General features: G+C 46.7%; 22 protein-coding genes and 1 riboswitch. Of the genes, 17 read left to right on the forward strand and 5 right to left on the reverse strand.

Annotation, left to right across the window (positions count from 1 at the left end; all coding sequences use genetic code 11):
* The first annotated feature begins 106 nt into the window (after nucleotides 1-106).
* From MKZ13_RS09180 to MKZ13_RS09215, 8 genes are all read left to right on the forward strand, one after another.
* Nucleotides 107-682: a cob(I)yrinic acid a,c-diamide adenosyltransferase gene (locus MKZ13_RS09180; protein ID WP_036610088.1), complete on the forward strand. Its 576-nt coding sequence runs from the start codon at nucleotides 107-109 to the stop codon at nucleotides 680-682.
* Nucleotides 679-1,662, forward strand: a complete 984-nt coding sequence (locus MKZ13_RS09185) for an RluA family pseudouridine synthase (RefSeq protein ID WP_221822949.1) — start codon at nucleotides 679-681, stop codon at nucleotides 1,660-1,662. The genes MKZ13_RS09180 and MKZ13_RS09185 overlap by 4 nt, the downstream gene beginning before the upstream one ends.
* 401 nt (nucleotides 1,663-2,063) lie before the next feature.
* Complete coding sequence (locus MKZ13_RS09190) at nucleotides 2,064-2,429, forward strand: arsenate reductase family protein (RefSeq protein WP_221822951.1); 366 nt, start codon at nucleotides 2,064-2,066, stop codon at nucleotides 2,427-2,429.
* Between the two features lie 138 nt (nucleotides 2,430-2,567).
* Complete coding sequence (locus MKZ13_RS09195) at nucleotides 2,568-3,461, forward strand: 5'-3' exonuclease H3TH domain-containing protein (RefSeq protein WP_017689620.1); 894 nt, start codon at nucleotides 2,568-2,570, stop codon at nucleotides 3,459-3,461.
* 5 nt (nucleotides 3,462-3,466) lie between these two features.
* Entirely contained in the window at nucleotides 3,467-4,573 is a 1,107-nt protein-coding gene (locus MKZ13_RS09200; RefSeq protein WP_339183496.1) for a phosphodiester glycosidase family protein, read from the forward strand.
* Nucleotides 4,574-4,604: 31 nt separating this feature from the next.
* The gene (locus tag MKZ13_RS09205) at nucleotides 4,605-5,291 is read left to right on the forward strand and encodes an MOSC domain-containing protein (protein ID WP_221822963.1); all 687 of its coding nucleotides are present in this window, start codon (nucleotides 4,605-4,607) and stop codon (nucleotides 5,289-5,291) included.
* Nucleotides 5,292-5,363: 72 nt separating this feature from the next.
* Nucleotides 5,364-6,242: an ROK family protein gene (locus tag MKZ13_RS09210; RefSeq protein WP_047842269.1), complete on the forward strand. Its 879-nt coding sequence runs from the start codon at nucleotides 5,364-5,366 to the stop codon at nucleotides 6,240-6,242.
* A 177-nt stretch (nucleotides 6,243-6,419) separates the two neighbouring features.
* Complete coding sequence (locus tag MKZ13_RS09215; RefSeq protein ID WP_339183500.1) at nucleotides 6,420-7,421, forward strand: HRDC domain-containing protein; 1,002 nt, start codon at nucleotides 6,420-6,422, stop codon at nucleotides 7,419-7,421.
* Nucleotides 7,422-7,491: 70 nt separating this feature from the next.
* Here MKZ13_RS09215 and corA read toward each other — a convergent pair whose 3' ends face one another.
* Complete coding sequence (corA, locus tag MKZ13_RS09220; protein ID WP_062833460.1) at nucleotides 7,492-8,427, reverse strand: magnesium/cobalt transporter CorA; 936 nt, start codon at nucleotides 8,425-8,427, stop codon at nucleotides 7,492-7,494.
* A gap of 451 nt (nucleotides 8,428-8,878) precedes the next feature.
* A riboswitch (SAM riboswitch) is annotated at nucleotides 8,879-9,002 on the forward strand.
* A gap of 235 nt (nucleotides 9,003-9,237) precedes the next feature.
* Here corA and metA point away from each other — a divergent pair.
* From metA to MKZ13_RS09250, 6 genes are all read left to right on the forward strand, one after another.
* Nucleotides 9,238-10,155: a homoserine O-succinyltransferase gene (metA, locus tag MKZ13_RS09225; RefSeq protein WP_339183502.1), complete on the forward strand. Its 918-nt coding sequence runs from the start codon at nucleotides 9,238-9,240 to the stop codon at nucleotides 10,153-10,155.
* Between the two features lie 24 nt (nucleotides 10,156-10,179).
* Nucleotides 10,180-11,367: a PLP-dependent transferase gene (locus MKZ13_RS09230; RefSeq protein WP_339183506.1), complete on the forward strand. Its 1,188-nt coding sequence runs from the start codon at nucleotides 10,180-10,182 to the stop codon at nucleotides 11,365-11,367.
* Entirely contained in the window at nucleotides 11,364-12,536 is a 1,173-nt protein-coding gene (locus MKZ13_RS09235; protein WP_339183508.1) for an aminotransferase class I/II-fold pyridoxal phosphate-dependent enzyme, read from the forward strand. Before MKZ13_RS09230 ends, MKZ13_RS09235 begins: the two co-directional genes overlap by 4 nt.
* A 241-nt stretch (nucleotides 12,537-12,777) precedes the next feature.
* Nucleotides 12,778-13,914: a cyclic dehypoxanthinyl futalosine synthase gene (gene mqnC, locus MKZ13_RS09240; RefSeq protein WP_124113707.1), complete on the forward strand. Its 1,137-nt coding sequence runs from the start codon at nucleotides 12,778-12,780 to the stop codon at nucleotides 13,912-13,914.
* A 231-nt stretch (nucleotides 13,915-14,145) separates the two neighbouring features.
* Nucleotides 14,146-15,123, forward strand: coding sequence for an aldo/keto reductase (locus MKZ13_RS09245; protein WP_339183510.1), 978 nt, complete (start codon nucleotides 14,146-14,148; stop codon nucleotides 15,121-15,123).
* Entirely contained in the window at nucleotides 15,120-16,133 is a 1,014-nt protein-coding gene (locus tag MKZ13_RS09250; protein WP_339183512.1) for a zinc-binding alcohol dehydrogenase family protein, read from the forward strand. Before MKZ13_RS09245 ends, MKZ13_RS09250 begins: the two co-directional genes overlap by 4 nt.
* Before the next feature lie 101 nt (nucleotides 16,134-16,234).
* Here the strand turns inward: MKZ13_RS09250 and MKZ13_RS09255 are convergent, their stop codons facing one another.
* The 4 genes from MKZ13_RS09255 to MKZ13_RS09270 all read right to left on the reverse strand — a co-directional run bounded on the left by MKZ13_RS09255 (nucleotide 16,235) and on the right by MKZ13_RS09270 (nucleotide 19,688).
* A complete protein-coding gene (locus MKZ13_RS09255; RefSeq protein WP_237176209.1) occupies nucleotides 16,235-17,140 on the reverse strand; it encodes a YitT family protein in 906 nt (301 codons plus the stop codon).
* A 113-nt stretch (nucleotides 17,141-17,253) separates the two neighbouring features.
* Nucleotides 17,254-18,492, reverse strand: coding sequence for a cation:proton antiporter (locus tag MKZ13_RS09260; RefSeq protein ID WP_091014701.1), 1,239 nt, complete (start codon nucleotides 18,490-18,492; stop codon nucleotides 17,254-17,256).
* Between the two features lie 4 nt (nucleotides 18,493-18,496).
* Nucleotides 18,497-18,991 (reverse strand): cation:proton antiporter regulatory subunit, encoded by a 495-nt coding sequence (locus MKZ13_RS09265; protein ID WP_076209182.1) that lies wholly within the window; start codon nucleotides 18,989-18,991, stop codon nucleotides 18,497-18,499.
* Nucleotides 18,992-19,283: 292 nt separating this feature from the next.
* Nucleotides 19,284-19,688 (reverse strand): hypothetical protein, encoded by a 405-nt coding sequence (locus tag MKZ13_RS09270; RefSeq protein WP_221822988.1) that lies wholly within the window; start codon nucleotides 19,686-19,688, stop codon nucleotides 19,284-19,286.
* 180 nt (nucleotides 19,689-19,868) lie between these two features.
* Between MKZ13_RS09270 and MKZ13_RS09275 the strand changes: the two genes are divergently transcribed.
* The 3 genes from MKZ13_RS09275 to thrS all read left to right on the forward strand — a co-directional run bounded on the left by MKZ13_RS09275 (nucleotide 19,869) and on the right by thrS (nucleotide 23,166).
* On the forward strand, nucleotides 19,869-20,813 hold the full coding sequence (locus MKZ13_RS09275) for a putative sporulation protein YtxC (protein ID WP_339183517.1): 945 nt from the start codon (nucleotides 19,869-19,871) through the stop codon (nucleotides 20,811-20,813).
* Between the two features lie 115 nt (nucleotides 20,814-20,928).
* Complete coding sequence (locus MKZ13_RS09280; protein WP_339183519.1) at nucleotides 20,929-21,069, forward strand: hypothetical protein; 141 nt, start codon at nucleotides 20,929-20,931, stop codon at nucleotides 21,067-21,069.
* Between the two features lie 159 nt (nucleotides 21,070-21,228).
* Nucleotides 21,229-23,166, forward strand: a complete 1,938-nt coding sequence (thrS, locus tag MKZ13_RS09285) for a threonine--tRNA ligase (RefSeq protein ID WP_339183521.1) — start codon at nucleotides 21,229-21,231, stop codon at nucleotides 23,164-23,166.
* The last annotated feature ends 13 nt before the right edge of the window (nucleotides 23,167-23,179 follow it).

Genomic DNA, 23,179 nt, shown 5'->3' on the forward strand with positions numbered 1-23,179 from the left:
CTCGGCAGAGCACACCAATTCTTCTATACGTGTCAAGCGATAGACGGGTTTCTGAAAAAATGGCATTCCCGTATTCATTATTATATTACCAATTGGAGGGATAACGATGGGCATATATACACGAACAGGTGACGAAGGACAGACTTCGGTCATCGGTGGACGCGTCATCAAGGATGATGACCGAGTTGAGGCTTATGGCACGATTGATGAATTGAACTGTTTTGTAGGCCAGGCGATCAGCCTTATTGACTCGGCTCAAGGGGAATTCGAAGATCTGCGTGAACATCTGCTGGAAGTTCAGCAGGAACTGTTTGATTGCGGGTCGGATCTGGCCTTTGTGAAGATTAGTGAAACCAAATATAAGGTGAGAGATGAGATGGTCACACGTCTGGAACAATGGATTGACCAGTATGATGCTGAGAATCCAAAAGTGGAACGGTTCATTATTCCTGGTGGCAGTCAGCTGTCTTCTGCTCTTCATGTGTGCCGTACTGTATGTCGTCGCGCAGAGCGTCGCACGGTAACACTTGGACAACATACAGATATTAATCCGTCTGTACGACGGTATCTAAACCGACTGTCTGATTATTTCTTCGTGGTTGCACGGACGGCCAACGCGAGACAACAGGTGGCGGATATTGAATATGTGCGGAGCAAAAAAGTATTCCGCCGCAAAGAATGAGCCAATATTATTCGCCGATTGTCTACACGGTGACCGAACAAGAAGATGGCTGGCTGCTGAAGACCGTGCTTCAGCGCCGGCTGCTGGTGTCGCGTAAGCTTTTGTCCAAAATCAAGCTGACTGAACAAGGCGTCATGTTAAATGGAGAGCGCGTGTATATTAGCGTGAAGGTAGCTGCGGGTGATGTCGTTGAAGTTCGGATGGAGCAAGAGGAATCGGATGATATTTTGCCTGAACCTATTCCATTTACCGTTTTGTATGAAGATGAGCACTTGCTTATTGTTAACAAGGATGCGGGCATCATCGTTCATCCGACGCATGGACATTATACGGGTACTTTGGCAAATGGCGTTGTTCATTACTGGAAAACCAAGGGCGAGCGCTTTCGGTTTAGACCGATTCATCGACTTGATCAGGAAACGTCAGGTGTTCTTGCTATAGCCAAGAACCCTTATGTCCATCAACATGTCTCTGAACAGATGATCGCTGGAACAGTGGACAAGAAATATATTGCACTTGTGCACGGCAGCCCTGTCCCGGAACAAGGGTCGGTGGACGGACCGATTGACCGCGATCCTGAAGAGCCACACCGCCGAATCGTAACACCTGATGGTTATGCTGCAAGAACGTTGTACACGACCGTAACACGTTGGTCAGGGGGCAGCGCCAGTGCGATAAGCCTCAAGCTGGAAAGTGGCAGAACCCATCAGATCAGGGTACATATGACGTCCATCGGCTGTCCATTAATCGGTGATCGAATGTACAAGACACTACCTGTGCACGAGATCGATGAGCAGACCATGGTTGTCCGGGATGAACGGGACAGCTGGATCGAACGCCAGGCCTTGCATGCCTGTGAGCTGACGTTCGAACATCCCATTCTACAGGAACGCATAACGTTCCAGGCTCCTTTACCAGCAGATATGGCTGCGCTGGAGAAGCGTTTGAATGATGAGGCAGCTCCAAGGGAGATGCTCTAGGAGAAAGCGTCAAATCACTTCCCTAAGAAATGACGGCTTTGCCGTAGTTTTGTGCAAAGCCCGTCCTGCTTGTCAGTCAACGCTAGTTGGCTAACTTGTGTGAGGGATGCTTTATGCACCCGAACAACATGCCGTAGGCTAATCTTTATGGTTTAATGTATTGATGTTTACCCATTTCATGTTAAATATTTCAAGAATTCAAATCTCAAAAGCTTTTAAGGATATAAAAACTGTAAGATTTTGACCCAAAAAATATAGCGAATGTGTGTTTTTGATCTCATTCGCCAAAGTCAGTAAAGTTGCATGGCGATGGTATCGATTTGGAGCGACTTTTGGATTTGCGAAGCAAACCAAGGGAAGCGAGAAGTCGAAACCGGAGCCACACAATAGGAGGCAAATAAATGAGTAACTTAAAAGTATATCAATATGCCAAATGCGGCACATGCCGCAAAGCTGTAAAATGGCTTGAAGCTCAAGGACATGAGCTGGAGTTAATCCCTATTTTTGACTCACCACCATCCGAATCTGAACTAACAGAACTCATCCAACAGAGCGGGCTCGAAGTGAAAAAGTTCTTTAATACGAGCGGAGAAGTGTACAAAGAACAACAACTGAAGGACAAGCTGCCAGGCATGTCAGCTGATGAACAGATTCGTTTACTGGCTTCCAATGGTCGTCTGATCAAACGTCCGATCGTTACGGATGGAGAAAAGGTGACGGTTGGATTCAAGGAAGAAACGTACGAGCAGGAATGGAATAACGCATAAACGCGCTGAATGTCAGCCTTGAATTGTTCAAAATTCAGGGCTTTTTTGGCTGAACGATGGTTGGCGGAACTATGCTATAATGATAGAATTAGTTTCGTATTTTATATGCTAGATTTAGATAGGAGAGAACAAATTCAAGTGAATCAACGTAATGAACCTACTTTGTTGCTGGTAGACGGTATGGCGGTGTTGTTCCGTGCTTTTTATGCGACATCTGCAAGCGGATATATCAGACGTACAAAGGCAGGATTGCCTACCAACGCAGTCTACGGATTTATCCGTTATTTCTGGGATGCGGTTCAGACTTTTGGGCCAAGTCATGTCGTATGTTGTTGGGATATGGGCGGTAAGACGTTCCGCGGTGAAGAATATGCAGCTTACAAAGGCAACCGGGCCGAAGCTCCGGACGACCTGATTCCCCAGTTTGCTCTGATTCGTGAAGTCATGGATAGCCTGGGTATTCCGAATATAGGTGCACAAGGATTCGAAGCCGACGATTGTATCGGGACGCTTGCGAAGTATTATACCGAAGAGACAGATATGAATGTTATGGTACTGACGGGTGACCACGACATGTTGCAACTGATCAATGATCGCACAAGTATCATTATTATGAAAAAAGGCCATGGCAACTACATGGTGTACAACCCTGAAACGCTCATGGCTGAGAAACAACTGACACCTCGTCAAGTGATTGACATGAAGGGTCTGATGGGAGATGCCAGCGACAATTATCCTGGAGTGCGGGGAATTGGTGAGAAAACAGCGTTGAAGCTTGTACAGGAATACGGCTCCATTGAAGGGATTCTGAGCAACATGGATAAACTGACCCCTTCGGTGCGTAACAAGATTGAGAATGATCTGGACATGCTTCATCTGTCCCGCAAACTGGCAGAGATTCATTGTGCTGTTCCGGTTGCCTGTGCGCTGGATATCTGTGAATTGCGTCTTGATCCGGATATGGTGATGGACAAGTTTGAACAACTTGAGATGAAGAGCCTTGGCTCTTGGATGGGAGTGGCAATAGGGTGAGCAACATGCAGAACGTACGAACAGGCAAAAAGTGGTGGACAGGGGCTATGGCCCTCGTCCTGGCCTTGCCCGTAATTCTTTCGGGAGCAGTAAGTGCACCACAGACAGTGGAGGCCAAAGCAGCAATTAGCACCAAAGTACAGAAAGTAAAAGCAGCAGGACGTAATTTTACCGTACAGACCGTTTCGATTCCAAAGGGAACACCGGTTACCGTGGGACTCGCGAAGAAGCAAGTTGGCCAGACGGCAACATTGCCATCGATTGTGAAAGCCTATGGTGCGCAAGCAGCCATTAACGGAGCATTTTTTGAAGCATATAACGGAGCACCAGATCCATACGGTATGTTAATAGCAAATGGTAAGGTCATACATATTGGAAGATACGGAACATCCATCGGATTTAAGGAAGACGGCTCAGCGATCATGGATTCACTTCAGGTGAGTTTGACAGGTAAAGTAACGGATACAAAAGGTAAATCACGCAGTTGGTATGCCACCTTTATTAATCGAACACCTTCAGCGAACGCGAGCATAACAATGCTGTATACGCCTGAACGAGGTGCCACAGTCGGGTTCAAAGGTGGCACTGCGGTTGTCATGGAGAAAGGTATCGTGACCAAAAAAGTGCCCAATACAAATGTAGCGATTCCTAAGAATGGCTCGGTACTGGTCTTTACAGGCAACCAAAAGTCTTCTTCGGATCGTTTCACCGTTGGTTCAACCGTAGAAATGAATTATAAGTATACGAACGCAGCAGGCAAAGAGATCCCTTGGCAAGATGTAGTGACTGCTGTTGGGGCAGGACCACGTCTGGTAAAAGACGGTAAGGTAGCTGTCAATCCGACGAGCGAAGGTTTCAAGGATGCCAAGATTCTTAATGCTTCCGGAGCCAGAAGTGGTATTGCGATTATGGCGGACGGTTCTGTTATGCTGGCTACCGTTTCCGGAGCAACAATCAAGGAGTGGGCAGCGGTGATGCAGAAGCTTGGTGCCAAACAGGCCATGAATCTGGATGGCGGTGCTTCCTCGGGTATGTATGCCGGGGGCAAAATGCTGACTTCTCCAGGCCGGCTCTTGAGTAATACACTGGTATTTGGCGGCTCTGTGCGTTAAAAGAAAGTGATTATTGGGAGGTATGACGCAAATGACACTCACATCTGATCGAAAGCCAGGGGAGGGTAATACAGCTGTTCTGGCCATTAATGTAGGGTTGCCGCAGCCGCTCCCTGGGCAGAAGCGTGAAGTGCTGAGCGGCATTGTGAAACATCCTGTATCCGACGCGGTTTTCCTGTCATTCACTGGAATGACAGGGGACGCGCAGGCGGATCTGGTGCATCATGGCGGCCCTGACAAAGCCGTTTGTGTATACGATTACAGTCGTTATACGGTGCTGGAACAGCTGATGGATCGCAAGCTGAACTGGGGAGCTTGTGGAGAAAATCTGACAGTTGAAGGCTGTGCCGAAGAAGATGTCCGGATTGGTGATGTGTACGAGTTGGGCGAAGCCACAGTACAGGTCAGTCAGCCCAGACAACCTTGCTTCAAACTGGGTGCGAGGTATGACTATAAGGAGTTGCCTGTTTATTTTCAGGAGAGTGGACATACCGGCTTTTACTTTCGTGTACTGCAAGAAGGGGAGGTTCGGCCTTCATCGATATTTCGACGAATCAGCACCGATCCTTCATCCATGACGGTTCTTGAAGCCAATCGAATTATGCATCAGGGGAAAGAAGATATGGAAGATATTCAGGCGTTACTGGCCATACCTGCGCTGTCAGACAGCTGGAGGCAGACGTTAATGAAACGGTTGTCCAAGCTGGAGAACAAGTAGCAGGGTAATTATTGTGTCATCAAGTAAAGTAATCCGAATTCCTTTTTAAACTAACTTGGGAGTGTGACTAACATGACGATCTTAGGCGCAATTGAAGCAGGCGGAACCAAATTTGTATGTGGTATTGGCACAGAGAACGGAGAAGTTCTGGAACGCGTAAGTTTTCCAACAACAACACCGGAAGAGACAATGGCTCAAGTGATTTCATTTTTTGAAGGCAAAGGCATTGAAGCTCTGGGTGTAGGTTCATTCGGTCCGATTGATCCGATTGAAGGAAGCCCAACATATGGCTATATCACAACAACACCAAAACCACATTGGGGACAGTATAACGTGATTGGCAAGCTCAAGGAGCATTTTGATGTACCGATGACATTTGATACGGATGTGAATGGTGCAGCACTTGGAGAAGCAACCTGGGGCGCTGCACAAGGTCTTGAGAGCTGTCTGTATATCACTGTGGGTACAGGCATTGGTGCTGGCGCTGTGGTTGGCGGTAAAATGGTCCATGGATTGTCACATCCTGAGATGGGACATATCATTGTACGCAGACATCCGGAGGATACATACGAAGGTTTCTGTCCGTATCATGGTGACTGCCTCGAAGGTCTTGCAGCAGGACCAGCCATTAACAAACGTTGGGAGCAACCGGCTTATGAACTGCCTGCAGATCATAAAGCTTGGGAGATCGAAGCGCATTACCTGGCACACGCACTGATGAACTATGTCCTGATTCTCTCTCCGCAGAAAATCGTCATGGGTGGCGGAGTAATGAAGCAGGAGCATTTGTTCCCGATGGTGCGTAGCAAACTGCAGGAGTTGCTGGCAGGGTACGTTCAGCATCCGGCGCTTCAATCCGACATTGACCAGTATGTTGTTTCACCAGGACTTGGAGACAATGCGGGTCTGTGTGGTTCACTGGCGCTTGCCAAGTTGGCATTGAATAAATAGGTTATTAAGGGATTGACGAATTTTACCATTGTGGTATGATATGGGCAACAGCATAGTACGGTTAATGAGGAAGCACCTCTCTTGCATGGATTTTGCAGGAGGGGTGTTTTTTTGTGCTGCCTGTAGGTAGTATAACTAACCCGTATAGGCTGAAATGTTAAAGGGAGGGAACAGAAAATGGAAGTCATTTTCATGAACAGATTGTCCAAAATGTCAGATCAGAATGCAGAGTATGCACAGCTATGGATTGGGGAAGAGGAAGATAGTTGGCAGCTGGGATGGAGTCGCTACGAGGAAGGAGAGCGTGAGGACAGCATCTGGTATGAAGGGACTTCTTGGGAGGAGCTGCTTCATATTTACCGTCTTCAGCTTGCCATACAGATGAGTGAGGGGTACCGACCGCAGTTGCAGGGGTTATTTCATGAGAATGATGATCTGAAGTCACGCAGTTATGGTGGTCAGCGGCTCCATTGCTACAGTGAACTATACGGCAATGAGCAGTTATATACGGATCTGTGCACATGGCGCAGGAAGAGAGCTGTTTCTGACCGGAAGGCACCGTATTTTGTTGCAACAAATCGTCTGCTGCGTTTGATCAGTGCCTTTGTTCCGCAATCGCTGGATGAACTGATGCAACTGCCGGGCGTAGGAGAGAGCAAAGCGACTGAGTATGGTACGGAATGGATGGAGATTACAAGCGGGTTGGAGCGTTCAACGACATTCCCGCTGGACTGGGTATATACGGCGCTGAAGGAAGAAGAGTATGAGAGTTGGTTATACAAGCAGAGAGAGCAGAAGTACAAGCAGGAACTGGATAAGTTCACCACGCGCAAGCAGGTGCTTGAAGGCATGAAGGAAGGATATACGTTAGAAGAGATTGTTAATCGATCCGGATTATCCCGACGCGAATTGATTGAGCTGTTGGAGACACTGGATCTCGAAGGTTATGACACCGATTGTCTTCTTGATGTGGAGCTGGCAGTGATGCCAGAGAACGAACAAGAGGCCGTATGGAGTGCGTATGAGGAGCTGGGAGATACGTTCCTGAAGCCAGTATTACATAAGGTGTATGGAGGAGAGAAACCCGATGGAGGAAGTCTGGAGCAGGTCTATGAAAGACTGCGCATGATTCGAATCCGCTTTCGTCGGCACGCAGAGACAGAGAAGAATGCTGGTTAATGATCAGAAATGAAAAAAGACGAGGCGTTTCTCCCGGAGGAGCGCTTCGTCTTTGTTATTTCATATGAGTTCATACCCAGTCTTTCTTGCGGAAAATGAAGAACATGCTCAGGCCCAGGGTAACCATCAGGCCAATCACAACAAAATAGCTGTATTTCCAGTTAAGCTCTGGCATATTCGTAAAGTTCATGCCGTATATACCCGTAATGACCGTCAGCGGCATGAAGACCGTGGTAATAGCGGTAAATACACGCATGATCTCATTCGCCCGGTTCGCAATACTGGATTGGTAGGCTTCTCGCAAGTTGCCCATCAGGTCGCGATAAGTCTCAAAGGTTTCAGATATTTTTACAGCATTCTCATAGATGTCACTGAAATATTTTTGCAGTTGATCATCGATGAGACGCAGATCTTTTTTGTTCAGGGTGTTAATGACCTCTTTCTGAGGTCCAAGCACTTTTTTCAGCCACAGAATCTCACTGCGCAGCCCGATAATCTCATTTAGATGTGACTTTTTGGTGTGCATCAGAATGTCTTCCTCAAGCTTCTCGATCCGTGCTTCGATTCGGTCACCTACGGTGAAATAATTATCAACAATCAAGTCAACCAGCAAATACAGCAGACGATCCGGTGTACTGATTTCCTGTTCCCACAGGATTGGTTTCAGTGTGCGCAATTCGCTGACCTTTTGCTTGGTAACACTAATAATGAAATGTCTGCCGAGAAACAGGTTGACCGCACGTAGAAATATCTCTTCATCATCGAAACGGATGCTATTAATCACAATAAAATAATGGTTCTCATAAATTTCAATCTTCGGACGTTGTTCTTCGTCACTAAGACAGTCTTCCACAGCCAGATCATGCATTAAGAACAGCGGCTGAAGTACCGCCAAATCGTCTACGTCTGCATCAATCCAGTAAAATCCTTCCGCTGGTGGAGTCAGCGCCTGCTGAATGTCGTCCACCGGAATAAATACACCGTTGTTTACCAACCGGATTTTCATCGTTAATCTACTCCTTCTGCACCCGCCAACTTGGCGGATATTATCATTATGGGCGCAAAAAGAACAAATCAGCCGGTCGGCAGCGGAGCCTGGAGATCAGGGCTGCGTTCACTATATAATCAAACGGAAGTCACGTCCCGCTGCCGGCATGCTGATGTCAATTCTCTATGCAGTTTGTCGGAATTCGGCTGCCAGTCAGGCCTCGGGTCGCCATCCATTTAATATGTCACCTCTCACATAAGGGTTTATAACACCTTGTTTAGTATACCGCTGGTACAAGGTGCTTTCAAGCGCAAAAATGTGTCTATTTCGCGCCCTGAGGCAGTGTATGACAATGGATGATGAACGGTTCCGATCTGGGAAGCAGACATCGAACTGCATCTTGACGTGAGGGCATTAATGTAATAAAGTAGACGGTGAACCATATTTAATTACAATCTAATACAGCGAAATCTTATCAAGAGTAGGTGGAGGGACTGGCCCGATGAAACCCGGCAACCGGCGGTATACCGCACGGTGCTAATTCTTGCAGCGACTAAGTGTCAAGTGGCACTGTTGTAACTGAGAGATGAGAGAGGCGCATATCTTTTTTACATATGACCTTTCTCGAAATCCGAGGAAGGTCTTTGTTATATGCCCCGACTTCTCAGCAGTGATTTTCGCTAAGGAACTTGAGGTTGTTTGTAACGTTGGATGAAAGAGCAATTCAATGTTTTTACAAGCTCAAGGCAGTCTATAACTGTATTGATGTGAAGACATCAAGCCAGGGGTGGCTGCATCTATCTATGCACAAGGAGGAGTTAGATTTATATGCCAATCAAAATACCCGATACTCTACCAGCAAAAGAAGTACTTGAAGGAGAGAATATCTTCGTCATGGATGAAACTTCTGCATATCAGCAGGATATTCGTCCACTCCGTATCGCTATATTAAACCTGATGCCCACAAAGGAAACGACCGAAACACAATTGCTTCGTCTGGTGGGAAACACGCCTATTCAGGTGGATGTCGTTCTCGTACATCCCAAATCCCATACGTCGAAGAATACGTCTCAGGAGTATTTGGATCTGTTCTATAAAACCTTTGATGAGATTGAGCACCGCCGTTTCGATGGAATGATCATTACGGGTGCACCGGTGGAACAGATGGATTTCGAAGACGTGAACTATTGGAATGAAATCCAGGAAATCTTCGAATGGACCAAAACCAATGTGACTTCAACCCTCCACATATGCTGGGCTTCCCAGGCGGGTTTATACCATCATTTTGACGTACCCAAGGTTGCACTTGATGAGAAGTGTTTTGGGGTTTTCCCACATACCATCAATAAACCACATGTTCCGTTGTTGCGTGGGTTCGATGAAGTATTCAACGTTCCACATTCCCGTCATACGGAAGTGAGACGCGAAGATATTGAAAAGAATACGAATTTAGAGATTTTGGCTGAATCCGAGGAAGCGGGGATTTTCCTGGTTGCTACCAAAGACGGCAAACAGATTTTTGCCACAGGACATGCCGAGTATGACCCGTTCTCATTAAAATGGGAGTATGACCGGGATGCAGCCAAAGGGTTGGATATCGCATTGCCTAGACATTATTATCCGAATGACGACCCTTCCCGTGTGCCACCGGCTACTTGGCGCGCTCATGCCAACTTATTATTCTCTAACTGGCTCAATTACTATGTGTATCAAGAAACACCTTACGATATTGGCCCGCAAATCTAATCGAGATTACAGGAGGATGCAGCAATGGAAGACAACAACAAGTTGAAAATCGAAAGCCGCTTAGCACAAATTGGGTCCATCAATGAACCGGTAACAGGCGCCATTAACTTTCCGATCTATCAATCCACTGCGTTTCGCCACCCGAAGCTTGGACAAAGCACGGGATTTGATTATATTCGTACGACTAATCCAACCCGTAAAGTATTGGAAGAAGCCGCCGCAGCGCTGGAGTCCGGTGATGCAGGGTTTGCCTGTAGCTCGGGAATGGCCGCGCTGCAAACGATCTTTGCCATGTTTGGTCAAGGGGATCATCTGATTGTATCGCTGGATCTGTATGGTGGAACCTATCGTCTGCTGGAACGTATTCTGTCCCGTTTCGGCGTAACTGCTAGTTATGTGGATACGAATGACCTTGCAGCACTGGAGAAGGTTCGTCAGCCGAATACCAAAGCTGTATTTATTGAGACACCAACCAATCCACTGATGATGATCACCGATGTGGAAGCCGTTGCTTCCTGGGCGAAAGGTTACAACCTGTTGACCATTGTTGACAACACGTTGTTGACTCCATTTTTCCAACGTCCGATTGAACTGGGTGCCGATATCATCATTCATAGCGCTACCAAATATCTGGGCGGACACAATGATGTGCTCGCCGGACTAATTATTACCAAAGGTGAGGCGTTATCTGCAGAGATGGCGTTCCTGCATAATTCCATTGGAGCGGTATTATCTCCAAGTGACTCCTACCAGTTGATGAAAGGTATGAAAACGCTGGCTCTTCGCATGGAGCGTCATGAGCACAATGCACTTACGATTGCTAAATACTTGCTTGAGCACCCAGCGGTGGTTGAAGTGTATCATCCAGGCCTATCCGATCATCCGGGGTATGAGATACAGAACAAACAATCCACGGGTAACACAGGTATCTTCTCTTTCAAAGTGAAGGATGCACGTTATGTTGAACCGTTGCTGCGTCATATCCAACTCATTGCTTTTGCCGAAAGTCTCGGCGGAGTTGAATCACTCATGACTTATCCGGCAGTACAGACTCATGCGGATATTCCGCTTGAAATTCGTGAAGCCGTAGGTGTGGATGATCGTCTGCTCCGGTTCTCCGTAGGCATTGAACATGCGGATGATCTGATTGCAGATCTCGGCAATGCTCTGACAGCTGCACAACAGGAAGTGGAAGGAGGCGTGCACTCATGAGTGATTCCAACAACAAGCCCAATTCCGAGTTGAAATTTGATACCAAATTGCTGCATTTTGGAGATGAAATTGACAAAACGACTGGAGCCTCCAGTGTACCGATCTATCAAGCATCAACCTTCCACCATTTTGATATCTTCAATCCGCCTCAGCATGACTACAGTCGTTCGGGTAATCCGACACGTCAGGCTCTGGAAGATTACATCACATTGCTGGAGGGCGGCGCACGAGGCTTTGCCTATTCTTCGGGGATGGCTGCGATCTCAAGCGTGTTCATGATGTTCTCCGCAGGGGATCACATGATTGTGACGGAAGACGTATATGGAGGTACGTATCGTTTGCTTACTTCCATATTAAGCCGTATGCAGATTGAGACAACCTTTGTAGACATGACCAATATAGATGAAGTAAAAGCGGCACTCAAGCCAAACACCAAGGCAGTTTATATGGAAACACCGTCCAATCCTACACTGCGGATTACGGATATCGCTGCTGTAACTGACTGGTCGAAGGAACATGACCTGATCACGATTCTGGATAACACCTTTATGACACCGTATTATCAGCGTCCAATCGAGCTTGGTGTGGACATCGTCGTACATAGTGCTACGAAGTTTCTCGGAGGTCACAGTGATGTACTGGCAGGGTTAGCCGTTGCTCGCACGGAATCACTTGGCGTACAACTGAAACAGTTGCAAAATGGACTTGGAACTGTACTCGGGGCACAAGAATCCTGGCTTCTGATGCGCGGGATGAAAACCTTGGGGGCTCGCATGGCTCATAGTGAACGGAGCACAGCTAAACTGGCGGCATGGCTTAATGAGCGCAGTGATATTACCGCTGTCTTTTATCCAGGACTTGAGGATCATCCGGGCCGTGAGGCACATGAGCGGCAGTCCACAGGATATGGAGCTGTCGTTTCATTTGACGTCGGTTCAGGTGATCGTGCAAAAGCAGTTCTTAACCGGGTGAAGCTCCCCATTGTTGCTGTAAGCTTGGGAGCTGTGGAGAGTATTCTGTCCTACCCAGCGATGATGTCTCACGCTGCAATGCCGGCTGAGGTTCGCCGTGACCGTGGCATTACAGATGGGTTGCTGCGCTTCTCTGTAGGTCTGGAAGATATCGAAGATCTGATTGTAGATTTGGAACAAGCACTTCAGGAATCCTAGCAAAAGTGGATGACCGAATACGCCGATGCGTATCACTTAAGTTCGAAATAATTCTTTTCCATATGTAAAAATTTTTACTTATTTTTAAAGCACCTGTACATAAGGTGCTTTTTTTCACATGTAACCTGTGTTACGATATGTGGAGTACAGAAATACGATGTTGCCACCAGAACTTGCTTCTCTTGAACAAGTTGGGACGGATCGTTATATAATTTCTCTTCATGAGGGAGGCTTTTTTACGATGAGTACGGTAGACCGTATCTTAGATAAAGCCCTTCGGGGCGAACGTTTGGACTTGGAAGACACGATTCAGCTATTTGAATCCAATGAAGTGGACAAAATCGGGGCTGCTGCTAATGTCATTATGAAACGCATGCACCCTGAACCATACAGAACATTTGTAATCGGGCGTAACGTCAACTACACGAACGTGTGTGATGTGTACTGCCGTTTTTGTGCTTTTTACCGCAGACCTGGCTCGGATGAAGGTTATGTACTTCCGGACGAAGTTATTTTCCAGAAGATTCAGGAAACGGAAGATGTGAATGGTACCGAGATTTTGATGCAAGGTGGAACGAATCCAAACTTGCCTTTCAGCTATTATACAGACCTGTTGAAAGCCATCAAAGAGCGTTTCCCAAACATCACGATGCACTCTTTCTCCCCAGCGGAGATTATGAAAATGGTTGAAGTATCCGATGGCCTTACATTGGAAGAGGTTGTTCGTGCTATTCACGAAGCTGGACTGGATTCCTTGCCTGGTGGCGGTGCCGAAATTCTGGATGATCGCACACGTCGGAAAATCAGTCGCTTGAAAGGGTCATGGCGGGATTGGATGGACGTTATGCAAACTGCACACCGCATCGGTATGAACACCACCGCAACGATGGTTATCGGCCTTGGTGAATCGATGGAAGAGCGTGCACTGCACTTGCTCCGTGTACGTGAAGCACAGGATGAATGTATTGCGAACAAGTATGATTCCGAAGGTTTCCTGGCGTTCATTCCGTGGACGTTCCAACCGGATAATACAAATCTCAAACTGGAGCGTCAGACGCCAGAAGAGTACTTGAAGACTGTTGCCATCAGCCGACTGGTGCTGGATAATATCAAGAACATTCAGTCCTCTTGGGTAACGATGGGTCCTGAGATCGGTAAGAAGTCCCTTGAATTTGGCTGTAATGACTTCGGTAGCACCATGATTGAAGAGAACGTTGTATCTGCTGCTGGTGCAACTTACAAAGTTAACATTGAATCCATTCTGCGTTTGATTCGAGAGTCAGGTTATATTCCGGCTCAGCGTAACACCCGTTACGACATCGTGCGCATGTTCGATGAAGAGAATTCCGTGCATGAAGATTTTGTAATGCAGAACTAATTCTGATTATTTGAATACTACTCCCATAAATGCTGATCGGTAGATTAGTATTTATGAAGCCAAGCCCGCTGACTACTCCGTTTGGAGAGACGGCGGGCTTTTTTGATTTCTTCTGCGGTTCGAGGTCATCAAACAGTACATGTTAGGCAATTGGCGATATTTTATATTGAAATTGAACTGTTACAATGAAAGGGAACTTGTGTAGTCAGACATGCTGGAAGGGGTAAACCGATGAAGAGAAGAATACTTGGCAAGACGGAACTGGACGTACCTGTATTGAGCTTTGGAGCATCCTCACTCGGTTCTGTATTTCGTGACATTGACCGGGACGAAGGGATTCGCACTGTACATGCGGCTGTAGATGCGGGGATGAATTACATAGACGTTTCGCCTTACTACGGGCTGACAAAGGCGGAGACAGTGTTGGGTGAAGCCATCCGCAGCTTGCCCCGCAGTTCATATATGTTATCAACCAAAGCCGGACGGTATGGGGAAAATGAGTTTGATTTTTCACGTCAGCGGATTCTGGATAGCGTGCAAGAGAGCCTGGATCGACTGCATACAGACTATATCGACATTCTGTTCCTGCATGATATTGAATTTGTGCCAGCAGAGATTATTATCGAAGAAGCTTTTCCAACGTTGCTGCGTCTGAAAGAGCAGGGAGTTATACGACATGCGGGCATATGTGGATTACCCTTGCCTTTGTTCGAGAAGGTTCTGCCACAGATCGATGCGGATGCGATCATATCGTATTGTCATTATTCATTGAATGATACCTCATTATTATCGTTATTACCCCTGTTGGAAAAAAAAGAAATTGGCCTTGTCAATGCTTCGCCTCTTTCTATGGGCTTGTTGAGTACCCGAGGCGCTCCAGCCTGGCATCCGGCAGATGATCGTGTGAAACAGCTCTGCCTGAAGGCTGCCCGCTTCTGTGCGGAACAAGGCAGTGACATTGCCAAGCTGGCCGTGCAATTCTCCACGTCGAATGAACGAATTCCGACAACACTGGTGAGCAGTGCCAGCCAGCGCAATATCCTCAATAATGCAGCCTGGATAGAGGAACCGATAGATCAGAACCTGCTGGATGAAGTGCTGCGCATTCTGGCTCCATTGCATAACGAGACATGGTCAAGCGGACGACCTGAATATAATACGAAGCCAAGCAAAACGACAGCAGAAGCATCCAAGGGGGAACAACGATGAGAGCCATTGTATGTGAAGGAATAGATCAATTGAAGCTCCAGGACCTGACTCAACCAGAACGAGCAGAAGGAGAGGCGTTGGTTGCCATTCGGCGGATTGGGATCTGTGGAACGGATCTGCATGCGTACAAAGGCAACCAGCCATTCTTCACCTATCCTCGTGTTCTGGGTCATGAACTGGCGGCTGTTATTGAAGAAATCGGTCCGAACGAGACTGGGTTACAGCCTGGGGATCAGGTAAGTATTATTCCGTATCTGCATTGCGGTCACTGTATTGCATGTCGCAATGGAAAAACCAATTGTTGTGCGTCCATGCAAGTCATGGGTGTACACGTAGACGGAGGCATGAGAGAAAGAATCAGCGTGCCTGTCTCACATCTGCTCTCAGCAGAAGGGTTGACGTTGGATGAGACGGCAATGGTAGAACCATTAAGCATTGGAGCCCATGCCGTCAGAAGAGCGGGAATCAAGCCTGGTGAGCATGTGGTTGTGATTGGAGCTGGCCCCATTGGCTTGGGTGTGATGGCATTTGCCAAACAGGCGGGAGCACGTGTTATTGCCGTTGATCGTAATCTGGACAGGCTGGAGCTTAGCCGGACTTGGGCTGGAGCGGATGACTTGGTTCAGGCGAATGAACATTCTGTGCAGCATGTGGCTGAAATCACGGGAGGCGACTATGCTACAGCTGTCTTTGATGCAACAGGTAACGTGAATTCCATGAATGAGGCCATTCAATATGTGGCGCATAGTGGACAACTTATTTTTGTGGGACTGGTGAAAGCAGATATTACCTTTCATGACCCCGAATTTCACAAGCGGGAGATGAGTATCCTGGGTAGTCGAAACGCAACCCGTGAAGATTTTGATCAAGTCCTGTCAACCCTGCGCCAAAAGAAAATAAGCATGGATGGGTATATCACACACCGAGTGGAATTTGATGAGTTACCTACTGCAATAGACCAATGGCTATTGCCAGATTCACATGTAGTCAAAGCCATCGTTGAGCTATAATAAAAATTAATTATAATAACAGAAAAAAAACGCTCTCTGACCTTGGTGGACAATACTGTTCATCCATAGGGTAAGAGAGCGTTTTTTTGTTTTTTTAACCATTATTTTTCCGGATTCGTCACAATGCCCGCATGTGGATCAATGTGACGAACAATGGACTTCAACCAGATCATCTCCAGCACATGTACCTCATAATAAAGTGCACCCGGGATTTGCCTGATCCATCCTTCAGCCATAGCAAGTTGTGTTGAGTCAGAAGTGGCTTCCAGCGTTCCAGGTTCACGGCGTAGCCGTTTGCGTACAGCTTTTTCAACTTGAGAGCTTTGTGTGGTCAAAATGCATACTTTGCGTTTGGAAGAAAAGCCCCTGAACGCAATGTACACCATTTCATAAGCAATAAGGTAGGCAATTACGGAATACATCGCTTGGTCCCAGCCAAAGACAACACCAGCGGCTGTCAGTATCAACAAGTTAAGCAGCATGATTATTTTTTCGATAAGCATCCGTTTTCCGCTAAATACACGTTCAGGTGGGCGGGAAGACGGATCACCGATTTCCAGCGTATCCAGTGTCCCACCATACCGCACGACGAGCCCAATTCCGAGTCCGAGGCATAATCCGCCAAACATGGCGGCAGCCAGCGGATGCTCTACAAGTGGCGGCATAGGATGAAGCACAATGGCACCGATCGAAAAGACAACCAGACCCAGAACAGTAACCAGTACAAATTTCTTCTGCACAATCTTGTAAGACAGAAATATAAACGGAACATTGAATAAAAATAGGAACAATCCAATCCTCATTTCGGTCCAGTGGGCGAAGAGTGAGGAAATGCCGGTAATGCCTCCAATAATAATCTTATTGGGGTGTAAGAACAATTCAAGTCCCACGGAGGCCAGAATTCCGCCCGCAATAACGAGAAACAGGTTTAACCAGCGGCGGGTAGACGATATCCTGGTCTTGACGGTGTTTGGCACCGGATTAGCCGATATCAGAGGTGCTTTCATAGGTCATCCTCCTTAGTGCGGCTTTCGAGCCATTCTCCCTGGGTTAGTCACAGAAAGATCGGCGTAAGAGCCGCGAAGTACGTTAGTATGTCTGTTCTGTACAGACATAGGAATTATCCTTCTTTCTGTAGGACCTTTGGCTCTTCTTTCTTTTTCCGAGGATCTTTGAACTTGAATATTTTATCCAATAAACGGAATACATGTTTGGACTCTTTGGTTAATAAAGGACCCAGAATGGCCAGAATTAGGACATACAGCGCGGCAAAAGGTTGAATCATTGGCAACAGTCCACCGGCTTTACCCATGTTGGCCAAGATAATGGAAAACTCACCCCGTGACACAATGGTTAATCCAATATTCGCCGATGCTTTGGGCGATAGTCCTGCACTGCGCCCTGCCAACATACCCGCCAGGAAGTTACCGAACAATGTAATAACAACTGCAATCAGAGCTAACCATACGGCTTCGCCGCCCAGGGACAAAGGATCAATGGACAATCCAAAGCTGAAGAAGAAGATGGCTCCGAAGAAGTCACGGAACGGTAGAATCAAGTGCTCAATCCGCTTCGCGTGTTCTGTTTCAGCAAGCACCAGACCAACCAGTAATGCACCAATCGCTTCGGCAACATGAATGGTCTCAGAGAAACCAGCTACCAGGAACAAGGCTCCAAATACAACGAGAGAGAATAGCTCATTCGATCTTATTTTAAGCAATTTGTTTAGTAGCGGTGTTGCTTTGCGTCCAAGGATAATCACGATAAGCATGAATCCAAGGGCAATAAGTGCGGACATGATGACGCCTCCGATGGAGGATGAATCACTAAGCACAAGTCCGGACAAGATCGAGATATATACAGCGAGGAATACATCTTCGAACATAATAATACCCAATATCATCTCTGTTTCCGGGTTGGCTGTTCGTTTCAAATCGACGAGTACCTTGGCCACAATGGCACTGGAAGAGATGGTAGTTATACCTGCGATAATAAGTGCTTCTGCAACTGGGAAACCGGACACAAAACCGAAAATTAATCCCAGCGTAAAGTTAATGCCGATGTAGATCGAGCCGCCAACTGCAATGGAGCGACCCGATTTAATTAAACGACCTACCGAGAATTCAAGTCCAAGGTAGAAGAGAAGGAACAGGATACCGATCCGACCCATAAATTCAATAAAAGGCTGACTCTCAATAAAGCGGAAGTCCAGATGCCAGATTTTCATGGCATGTGGACCAACGGCCATCCCGATCAGAATATAAAACGGAACAACCGAAAATCTTAGTTTTGCCGATAAAAGGCCGGCTGCCGCAATGAGCACAAGGGCCAGACCTACTTCGAATATCAAATGATCCATCTATTTACCCCCTTCCAGTCAGGAGGAGGGATTTAAACAGTTTCTGCTGATTGCGTTCGCCAACGGCTACCACCGTGGATTCTGCACTGATAACTACCTCCGGACCTGGGCTGATATGTTTTTTGTGATTTTTCTCTACAACGGCGATAACCGTTGCCCCAGAGTTCTGACGTACGTCCAATTCACCGATGGATTTGCCGATACTTGCAAAGGATGGTTCGATTTTGTACCACTCGATAATCAAGTCGTCAAACGTTACTTCAATATTTTCAAGCTGCTTTGGTTTGTAAGTTAATCCGCCAACAATAGCAGCAATCTGTCGTGCTTCGTAATCGTCAAGTGTGATCATCGAGATGCTTTGATCGGGATCATCATACTCGAAGTGGTACATTTCCCGGCGACCGTCATCGTGAATAATAATGACAATTTTATCACCGCTGCTTGTTTCAATTTGAAATTTTTTGCCAATTCCCGGCAAGTCTGTTTCGCGTACATCCATGGATTGTTGCCTCCTTATAATTAGGGGCTGGCCACAGAAGACAGGCTTATTTCCCGAAAATGTTAATCTGCTGCTCAAAGGAACATCAAAAGATGCGGGTAAACAGAGCCAGAAATTCCTGACACAGCCATATGATTTGAATTTGTCGGTGTGGGTACAAAAAAATAGGTACTGTCATAACATTGGTTTATCTAACGTGTGCTAAAAGGGTTATAAGTTATGCACAAGCACACCGTCTTATAGATACAGAGGTGTCTCCATGCAAAAGCAACCTGTAAATACGTCGTAACGGCTAGTGAAGAGCGTTCACGTATTTTGGTGCTATAGGGGTGAGGGATACATACATGCTGGTAAACTTAATAGGTAGCAGAAATAATCTGCGTTTAAACAGACAATACCACGGTTTAAAGGACAGACCCGTTGTAGGGATTCGCAGCATCAATACCAATGCGAGGACAAGAAAGACAGGCTTATTATGCGTAACCGCAATCAGCTTGGACATGACTTGTGGGTATTTGCGAATGACAGGTTTCTGCTGGGATTCGGGTATTTGCAACAGCACTTCCTTGTTGGAAGTTGCTTCTACAGACACCCCAACGGCAGATTCGGTCTGCATCGGAATAGGGAAGCACAAGGCTTGGAAAACGCACAAAATGATAATGATAGTGTAGTGGAGTATTCTAGGTTGTTGTCTCATTTTGGCTTCCCTCCTTTTCCGTGAAACATACTGTTATTAAAATAATAACACATTTTTGTCTTAACTCCAAACCTCTTCATAATATACTGAGAAATCATGACACGCTTTCCATCAATCCGCTTCGTATATCCCCATCGGCCTTGCCATATACTTTGAACAGGAAGGAAAGGAGTGATTCTTGTGGAACTGTTTGCTGTATGGACCGATGTATCGGGGCAAGAGGAAGCGGATCAATTTTATCGTTGTGTCAAGGAAAAAACCAAAGGTTTACATATAAATAAAAGAGGATTCCGGCTCACCTTCAAACATAATGATGGAAGAGCAACCTGGGTGTGCAGAGGGAATGAGAATCACGAAGACTTCCAGCAATGGCTTCCCCGGATCAGTGATCTGCTCTCCCTTGGACTCGCCGACTTCATTATGGAGACACAGGAACGAGGCATGGTGGAGGATATGATCGCCAAAGCGTGTTCTGTCATGGATGAGCATGAGGTGGAGAAGGTCAATCGAATCTGCATGCCACTTCTATTAAATGGTGATCTGGATCAGCCCGGACTTCGGGAGCGCCGCCGTACTACGTTAGCCAGTGGACTACGGCAGGATCTGGAGGATGTTCACTTTTTTCACCTTGAAGGTATTATCAATTTCCGTATACGGCCATATAAGCAGGAACTTCAGGAATTAGTGGAGTATGCGCTCGATGAGTTCTGGATGGATCGGCAATATGAAGAGTTTATGGGGCTGTTAAAATATTTTGTGTTTTTTCAAGAAGCCAAAGTACCACTAGTTCATCTTGTACACAAGGGAATGCATGAATTTCAGGTCCTGGATGCTGGACTTAATATTTTACCCGTGCAAAAGGATGAACAGGTTGTTGTGGAAATGCCGGGTCTGGAACTGGAGATGGATATTGAAGATATGATTGTAAGTACACTCATCTCGATCTCTCCTGAGAAGGTCATGCTCCATACACGCACCCCGGATCTGCCAATCATCTCGACCATATGCCAGATCTTTGAAGACAAAGTGCAAATATGTCATCATTGCCCGGAATGCGAAGTGCTGCGCTCAGGATTGTTGACAGGTCTTGACGCAAGTGATCTCGGCAATTATAATAACTGTTGATCCATGAATTTTTCATGAGAACCATTGAACCAAAAGCGTTGACAAAGACAACAACCACACGCAAGATCGGTGCAGAGAGAGGAACCTAGGCTGGAATTTCCTCCGGATATCACGTATGGTTTACCCCTTTGTAGCTGCAATTTTGAAAGTGGAGTTAGAATATCGCCTTTATGGTGGATTATCCGCGAGTAAGGATCTGCCGGGTCATGCCCGTTATCGTCATGCCAATGAGGGCTGTATTTCCGAATATGGATGAATCAGCTGAATTAGGGTGGAACCACGAGTATATAACACTCGTCCCTTTGCCGGGACGGGTGTTTTTTGCGTTCCTTTGCAAAATGACTGGAATAGCAATAGATAATCAGTCCATAAATATCTGGACTCGAAGGTTACATTAACAGGAGGAATGAGACAAATGGCAGTGAACATTAAATTACCGGATGGTTCAGTACGTGAGTATGCGGATGGCAGCAGCATTGAGGATGTAGCCGCTTCAATTAGCAGCGGATTGCGCAAAAATGCCGTAGCCGGCAAGCTGGATGGTATCGTGGTGGACTTGTCCACAAACCTTCATGAGGGAGCATTGGTGGAGATCGTAACGCTGGATTCACCAGAAGGACTTGAAGTGATGCGTCATAGTACAGCTCACTTAATGGCTCAAGCAGTGAAACGTTTATATGGTAACAAAGAGGTACGCCTCGGTATTGGCCCTGTCATTGAAGATGGTTTCTACTATGATATGGACCTCGAACATGCGCTCAATCCTGAAGATCTGCAAAAGATCGAGAAGGAAATGGAACGTATTGTGAACGAGAACTTGCCAATTGTACGTAAGGAAGTTAGCCGCGAGGACGCGATCAAAACGTTTGAAGAAGTGGGCGATCCTTACAAACTTGAGTTGATTCGTGATTTGCCAGCGGACAGCGTGATCACGATTTATGAGCAAGGTGAATTCTTCGACTTGTGTCGTGGTCCTCACGTCCCATCGACTAGCAAAATCAAAGTGTTCAAACTGATGAATGTCGCGGGTGCTTACTGGCGTGGAGATAGCAAAAACAAAATGCTTCAACGTATCTATGGTACGGCTTTTGTGAAAAAAGCACAGCTGGACGAGCATCTGCACTTCCTTGAAGAAGCTCGCAAACGGGATCACCGCAAGTTGGGTAAAGAGCTGGAAATGTTCACATTCTCCCAACTGGTCGGTCAAGGCCTGCCAATCTGGTTGCCTAACGGCGCGAAGCTGCGCCGTACTCTGGAGCGTTATATTGTGGATCTGGAAGAAAGCCTGGGATACCAGCATGTATACACACCGGTTCTGGGTAACGTGGAATTGTACAAAACATCTGGACACTGGGAGCACTACCAGGAAGACATGTTCCCGAAAATGGTTATGGATAACGAGGAACTCGTTCTGCGCCCAATGAACTGTCCTCACCATATGATGGTGTACAAGTCCAGCATGCACAGCTACCGTGATCTGCCAATCCGTATTGCGGAGCTTGGCATGATGCACCGTTATGAAATGTCGGGGGCATTAACAGGTCTGCACCGTGTACGTGCAATGACACTGAACGACTCACACATTTTTGCACGCCCGGATCAGATCAAAGAAGAGTTTGCTCGTGTTATCGAGTTGATTCAAACAGTGTATAAGGATTTTGGTATTAACGAATACCGTTTCCGTCTGTCCTATCGTGATCCGAAGGATACCGAGAAATACTTCCAGAACGACGAGATGTGGGAAATGTCCCAACGCATGCTGCGTGAAGTTGTGGAAGAACTTGATCTTCCTTTCTATGAAGCTGAAGGTGAAGCGGCATTCTACGGTCCGAAGCTGGATGTACAGATCAAAACAGCCCTGGGCAAAGAAGAGACATTGTCTACGGTTCAACTGGACTTCCTGTTGCCTGAGCGCTTTGAACTTGAATATGTGGGAGATGACGGACAAAAACATCGTCCGGTCGTTATTCACCGCGGTGTAATTAGTACAATGGAACGTTTCACAGCATTCTTGCTGGAGAACTTTGCAGGAGCTTTCCCATTGTGGTTGTCTCCAGTACAGGCAAAAGTGATCCCAGTATCCGGAAACTTCGACGATTATGCGCGTGAAGTGGAAGCGAAGCTGAAACGTGCGGGAATCTCTGCTGAAGCCGATCTGCGGAATGAGAAGCTTGGATATAAAATCCGTGAGGCGCAGCTTGAGAAAATGCCTTATATGTTTGTAGTTGGTGAGAATGAGCGTAATGCAGAAGCAGTATCCGTGCGTAAGCGTGGAGAAGGCGATCTGGGCATGAAACCGGTCGATGAAATAATCGCTCAATTGAAAGAAGAAATCGCAACACGTTTGGTATAAATGAACAAATGAT

It is taken from the genome of Paenibacillus sp. FSL R5-0701 (genome assembly GCF_037973995.1).
In the GTDB taxonomy this organism is placed as follows: Bacteria; Bacillota; Bacilli; order Paenibacillales; family Paenibacillaceae; genus Paenibacillus.